At 74.5% G+C, this 5,491-nt stretch carries 7 protein-coding genes; 2 read left to right on the top strand and 5 right to left on the bottom strand.

Features of this window, described 5'->3' with window-relative positions:
• Positions 1 to 55: 55 nt before the first annotated feature.
• On the bottom strand, positions 56 to 427 hold the full coding sequence (locus ACIQOV_RS25515; protein ID WP_359896904.1) for a type II toxin-antitoxin system death-on-curing family toxin: 372 nt from the start codon (positions 425 to 427) through the stop codon (positions 56 to 58).
• The gene (locus tag ACIQOV_RS25510) at positions 424 to 813 is read right to left on the bottom strand and encodes a hypothetical protein (RefSeq protein WP_401052195.1); all 390 of its coding nucleotides are present in this window, start codon (positions 811 to 813) and stop codon (positions 424 to 426) included. The genes ACIQOV_RS25515 and ACIQOV_RS25510 overlap by 4 nt, the downstream gene beginning before the upstream one ends.
• Before the next feature lie 183 nt (positions 814 to 996).
• On the opposite strand from ACIQOV_RS25510, the gene yaaA reads away from it, so the two are divergent.
• On the top strand, positions 997 to 1,782 hold the full coding sequence (yaaA, locus tag ACIQOV_RS25505; protein WP_401052193.1) for a peroxide stress protein YaaA: 786 nt from the start codon (positions 997 to 999) through the stop codon (positions 1,780 to 1,782).
• 20 nt (positions 1,783 to 1,802) lie between these two features.
• Here the strand turns inward: yaaA and ACIQOV_RS25500 are convergent, their stop codons facing one another.
• From ACIQOV_RS25500 to ACIQOV_RS25490, 3 genes are read right to left on the bottom strand one after another with little or no spacing between them, the layout of a single operon-like run.
• The gene (locus ACIQOV_RS25500) at positions 1,803 to 2,936 is read right to left on the bottom strand and encodes a bifunctional RNase H/acid phosphatase (RefSeq protein ID WP_401052191.1); all 1,134 of its coding nucleotides are present in this window, start codon (positions 2,934 to 2,936) and stop codon (positions 1,803 to 1,805) included.
• A 4-nt stretch (positions 2,937 to 2,940) separates the two neighbouring features.
• The gene (locus ACIQOV_RS25495) at positions 2,941 to 3,684 is read right to left on the bottom strand and encodes a zinc ribbon domain-containing protein (RefSeq protein ID WP_387689403.1); all 744 of its coding nucleotides are present in this window, start codon (positions 3,682 to 3,684) and stop codon (positions 2,941 to 2,943) included.
• A gap of 23 nt (positions 3,685 to 3,707) precedes the next feature.
• Positions 3,708 to 4,544 (bottom strand): Nif3-like dinuclear metal center hexameric protein, encoded by an 837-nt coding sequence (locus ACIQOV_RS25490; RefSeq protein WP_401052188.1) that lies wholly within the window; start codon positions 4,542 to 4,544, stop codon positions 3,708 to 3,710.
• Between the two features lie 749 nt (positions 4,545 to 5,293).
• On the opposite strand from ACIQOV_RS25490, the gene ACIQOV_RS25485 reads away from it, so the two are divergent.
• Positions 5,294 to 5,491: hypothetical protein (locus ACIQOV_RS25485; protein ID WP_401052186.1), on the top strand; the 198-nt coding region annotated here is incomplete at its 3' end.

Here is a 5,491-nt window from a genome sequence, read left to right as displayed (position 1 = left end):
CCCCCCCCGCCCGGGGGGGGGGGGGCGGCGCGGCCCGGGAGCCCCGGCAAGGGGCTCACCGCCCCAGCAGGGACTTCAGGTCCTTGGCGGCGAGCGCGACCGCGTCGTCGTAGCCCCCGGTGGCGAGCCGGAGCATGAAGGCCACGGCGTCGTCCGGGTGCGGGTCGGTGTACGGCTCGCCGTTGTAGTCCAGGAACAGCAGCATCGCCTCGAAGGCGGTGCGCTTGTTGCGGTCGATCAGGGGGTGGTTGCGGGCCAGGCTCTGGCCGAGGGCCGCCGCCTTGGACCAGAGGTCCGGGTAGGCGTCCTCGCCGAACAGGCTCGCCTGCGGGCGGGCGATCGCCGAGAGCAGGCCGCCGAGGTCGCGGACGGTCTCCGGACCGCCGGCGAGGTAGGTGACGTCGTCGAGGTCCAGGTACTCGGTCACAGGTCCTTGAGCCTCTCCAGCGTCTCCGCGTTGGCGGTGCGGATCCGGGCCACCATGGCCGCCCGGCGCTCGGCCCTGCTCTCCCGACCGGCCTCCCGACCGGCCTCCCGACCAGCCTCCCGACCGGCCTCCGGAGCGGTCGGCCCGGTGAGCGCCCTGGGGACGTCGGACTGGCGGACCTCGAAGGCGAGTTCGGCGGTGTCCGCGCCGTCCGGCGCCCCGGTCACCCGTACCCGCCCGGCCATCACCGCCTGCGCGGCCGCCCGCAGCGCGAACTCCAGCGCCGTCCGGGTCTCGGCCGGCAGGCCGGCGGGCAGGCGCACGGACAGGGACTCCTCCACGGCGTCGTCGTCGCCGGGCACCAGGTCCAGGGGTCGCAGGGTCATCGCACTCACTCTCCTCGCCGCTCACCGTACTGGTGAACGCCCGGGTGCCCCACCGAATTGCCTGCCGCGCCCGCCCGCCCGCTGCGGGGCCAGGGCAAGGGGGCGGTCGCGAGGGCGGGGTCCGTACGGCGGGCGCAGTAGGGTTGCGGGGTTCGTGTGCCACAGATCGTCGAGGAGTCCGCTGTGCTGGTGCTGTTGCCGCCCTCGGAGGGCAAGGCCGGATCCGGGGACGGCGGACCGGTGGCGCTGGAGCGGCTGTCGCTGCCCGGGCTGACGGCGGCGCGCGGCGCGGTACTGGACGCGCTGGTGCGCCTGTGCCGGGGCGACGAGGACACCGCCGCCGAGGTGCTCGGTCTCTCCCCCGGCCTGCGCGGCGAGATCGCCAAGAACGCCGGACTGCCGACGGCCGGGGCCCGCCCGGCGGGCGAGGTGTACACCGGGGTGCTGTTCGACAACCTCGGCCTGGCCACCCTGGACGCCGCCGCGTACGACCGGGCCGAGCGCTCGCTGCTGGTCTTCTCCGGCCTCTGGGGCGCCGTGCGGATCTCCGACCGGATCCCGTCCTACCGCTGCTCGATGGGCGTGAAGCTCGCGGAGCTGGGGGCGCTCGGCGCGTATTGGCGGAGCGTGACGGCTCCCGTGCTCCCGGAGGTCGCGGACGGGCTGGTGCTGGACCTGCGCAGCTCCGCGTACGCGGCGGCGTGGAAGCCGGCCGGCGAGGTGGCCTCCCGGACCGCGACCGTCCGGGTGCTCCAGGAGCGCGACGGCAAGCGCACCGTGGTCAGCCACTTCAACAAGGCGACCAAGGGCCGGATCGTCCGGGACCTGCTGCTCGCCGGGGCAGAGCCGAAGACCCCCGGCGAGCTGATGGACGCGCTGCTGGAGCTGGGCCACCAGGTCGAGCTCGCGGCGGAGGGCACGGCGCGCAAGCCGTGGCAGCTGGACGTGGTGGTCACGGACGTGCACTGAGCACGTCCGTGACCGGCGGGTCAGCGCAGGTGCGAGGTGTCGTTGAGCAGCCGCAGCGAGGCGTTGCCGTCCGCGTAGTACTGGACGGCGCAGATCGAGGCGGCGGACAGCTCCATCCGGTACATGGAGTCCGGCGGGGCGCCGATCGCCAGCCGGACCAGGGTCTTGATCGGGCTGACGTGCGAGACCACCAGGACGGTCTTCCCCGCGTACCGGGCGAGGATCTTGTCCCGGGCGACGCCGGCCCGGTGGGTGAGCGTGGTGAAGCTCTCGCCGCTGCCGGTCGGCCTGGCCTTGGCGGAGCCGAGCCAGGCGGTCAGGTCGTCCGGGTACCGCTCCCTCACCTCGGCGAAGGTCAGGCCCTCCCAGTCGCCGAAGTCGACCTCGCGCAGCCCGTCCTCGTACCGGATCTCCAGGCCGAGCCGGGCGGCGACGGTCTCGGCGGTCTGCCGGGTGCGGCGCATCGGGGAGGCGACGACCGCCTGGACGCTGCCGCGCGCGGCCAGCGCCTCGGCGGCCCGCTCGGCCTGCCAGCGGCCCTTGTCGGAGAGCTCCGGGTCGCTGCCGCCGCTGCCGGAGAAGCGCTTCTCCGGGGTGAGCGGGGTCTCGCCGTGACGCAGCAGGACGAAGGTGGTGGGGGTTCCGAGGTCGGCCGGGGCCGCCCAGCCGGCCTTGGGCGCGGCGGTCTCCAGCGGGGGTTCCTCGACGGCGGCCGCCGGCTTGCGGGGCTCCCACTGGCGCCCGGCCTTGCCCGCGTCCATCGCCTCGTTGGCCAGCCGGTCGGCGTCCTTGTTCCGCTCGCGCGGGATCCAGGTGTACGTGACCCGGGCGCGCGGGAAGACGGTGCGCGCCTCGGCGGCGAGCGGCTGCATGTCCGGGTGCTTGATCTTCCAGCGCCCGGACATCTGCTCGACGACCAGCTTGGAGTCCATCCGGACGTCCACCGAGGCGTCCGGGTCCAGCTCGCGGGCCGCCTTGAGCCCGGCGATCAGGCCCTTGTACTCGGCCACGTTGTTGGTGGCGTGGCCGATGAACTCGGCGGCCTCGGCGACGATCTGCCCGGTGTCCCCGTCACGGACCACCGCGCCGTAGCCGGCCGGCCCCGGGTTGCCCCGGGACCCGCCGTCAGCCTCGACGACGAAACGCGCCGTCACCGGCTCAGACGCCCGAGTCGGAGGTGCGGACCAGGATCCGCGAGCAGTTCTCGCAACGGACCACCTTGTCGGCCGGCTCGGCCTTGATGGCGTTCAGCTCGGTGATGGAGAACTCGGTGCGGCAGCCCTCGCAGCGGCGCTGGTAGAGGCGGGCCGCGCCGACGCCGCCCTGGGTCTCGCGCAGCTTGGCGTACACCTTCAGCAGGTCGGCGGGGATGACGGTGGCGACGGTCTCGCGGTCGCGCTTGACCTTGTCGGCCTCGCCGTCGATCTCGGCGAAGGAGGCGTCGCGGCGGCCCTCGGCCTCCTTGAGCACGATGGTGGAGTGCTCCAGGCGGGCGGACAGCTCCTCGACCCGGGTGTTGGCGCTCTCCTGGCGCTCCATGATCTCCAGCACGACCTCCTCCAGGTCGCCCTGGCGCTTGGCGAGCGAGCCGATCTCGTGCTGGAGGTTCTCCAGGTCCTTCGGCGAGGTGATCGCGCCGGAGTCCAGGCGCTGCTGGTTGCGGGCGGCACGGGAGCGGACCTGCTCGACGTCCTGCTCGGCCTTGGTCAGCTCGCGGGCGGTGTCGCCCTTCTGGGCCTCGGCGGCGACGACGAGGTCCTTGAGCGCGGTGTGGTCGGCGGTGGCCTTGTCGATCTCGGCGTGCTCGGGCAGGCTCCGGCGCCGGTGGGCCAGCTGGTCGAGCTTCGAGTCGATGGCCTGGAGGTCGAGCAGGCGGATCTGGTCGGCGGGCGCGGCGTTCAAGCGGAGAGCTCCTGTGAATCGGGTCAGGCGGTGAAGGACATGGGGGCGTGCGCGGTCCACGGGTCGGTGACCCGGTGGGAGACCTTGGTCTCCACGGCCCAGCCGCGCGTGTCGGCGACGGCCAGCAGGGCCCGCTCGGCCAGGGTGAGCCAGGGCCACTCGGTGGCCCAGTGGGCGGCGTCGAGCAGCGCGACGGGCGCCGCCTCGGCGGCCTCGGAGGCCGGGTGGTGACGCAGGTCGGCGGTCAGGTAGGCGTCCACGCCGGCCGACCGGACGTCGGCGAAGAGGCTGTCGCCCGAGCCGCCGCACACCGCGACCCGGCTGACCAGCCGGGTCGGGTCGCCGGAGACGCGGACGCCGGCGGCGGTGGCGGGCAGGCCCTTCGCCACCTGCGCGGCGAAGTCGGAGAGGGTCAGCGGGGGTTCCAGCAGGCCGATCCGGCCGGTGCCGCGGCGGCCCAGCGGGTCGGTCGGGTCCGGTACCAGCGGGCCGGTGACCCGCAGGCCCACCGCCTCGGCGAGCGCGTCCGAGACGCCGGGGTCGGCGTGGTCGGCGTTGGTGTGGGCGACGTGCAGGGCGATGCCGTTGGTGATCAGCGTGTGCACCACCCGGCCCTTGAAGGTGGTGGCGGCGACGCTGGTGGTGCCGCGCAGGTAGAGGGGGTGGTGGGTGACCACGAGGTCGGCGCCCCACTCCACGGCCTCGTCGACGACCGCCTGGACGGGGTCGACGGCGAAGAGCACGCGGTCGACCTCGGCCTGAGGGTCCCCGCAGACCAGGCCGACGGCGTCCCAGGACTCCGCCCACTGCGGCGGGTAGACCTCTTCGAGCGCGGTGATGACGTCGGACAGTTTCGGCACCTGTCGAGACTACCGTGCGCGCGGGCGCGGTCGGGCCTCGGCCGTTCGGCGGGCTGCCGGGGGAGTCGCCGCGGCTGTTCGGACGCGGGAGCTGTGGGCGTACGGGTGCGCGTCAATCTGTGACGGGAGGCGCCCGACGGGCCCGTGCGCTCCGTACGCGGCCGCGCGCCGGGCACCCGTTACTCACAGCAGGGTTCTCGTACGAATTCGAAACCACGCCTTGATCACCCTTACGAGTGAAGTGACCGGCTCTGCGTTGAGGCTTCGGTTGGCTCGAAAGTAACTTCACTCCTGCGAACGGGAGTTGCACCGGCGGCAGCCACGACCCGGAGTCGGGCGGATGCCGCGCGGGCCGGACGGGATCCGGGTGGGCACTCCCGTGCCGGGGCGGCACCGCCGCCCCCTCCGGGGAAACCGATCGGGCCGGGCCGCCGCGCCGGGTGCCGCGAGCAGTGGGCACCCGGCGCGGCGGCGGAGACGAAGGGATGTGGTGGCGAATGAGGGCGGGCACATCGCTGCGTGCGGCCGGGGGCAGGGGATCGGTGGAGCGCGGACCGGATGCGGCGGGTTCGTGGCCGGAGACGACGCGGGCGGCACTGACCGGTGCCGGAGGCCGGGGAGGCGGCGGTGACCGGGACGTCACCGCCGGCGGCTTCCGGCGCACGGCCAGGCCGCCCGCGTCGTCCTCGCCGCGCGTTCCTGCCCCTTCTTCCGGCGCTGCCCCTTCTTCCGGCAAGGCGCTTCCCTCCGTGCCTGCCCCTTCTTCCGCTTCCGCCGCGGCCCCTTCGGCCGGGGCGAAGCGCCGGGGCGGGGTGCTGCTGGCCGGGCGGTACGCGCTGACCGCCGCCGTCCGGCACGGCGCGAAGGGCGGGGTGTTCCTCGGCCGGGAGGTGTCGAGCGGTGCCGAGGTCGTGGTCAAGCAGGCCCGGGCGCACACGGGGGTGGAC

Origin of the sequence: Kitasatospora sp. NPDC091257 (assembly GCF_044757675.1) — a bacterium.
GTDB lineage: Bacteria > Actinomycetota > Actinomycetes > Streptomycetales > Streptomycetaceae > Kitasatospora > Kitasatospora lactacystinica.
Note: the sequence above shows the minus strand (reverse complement) of the source record. Positions and strands in the feature narration are given on the sequence as shown.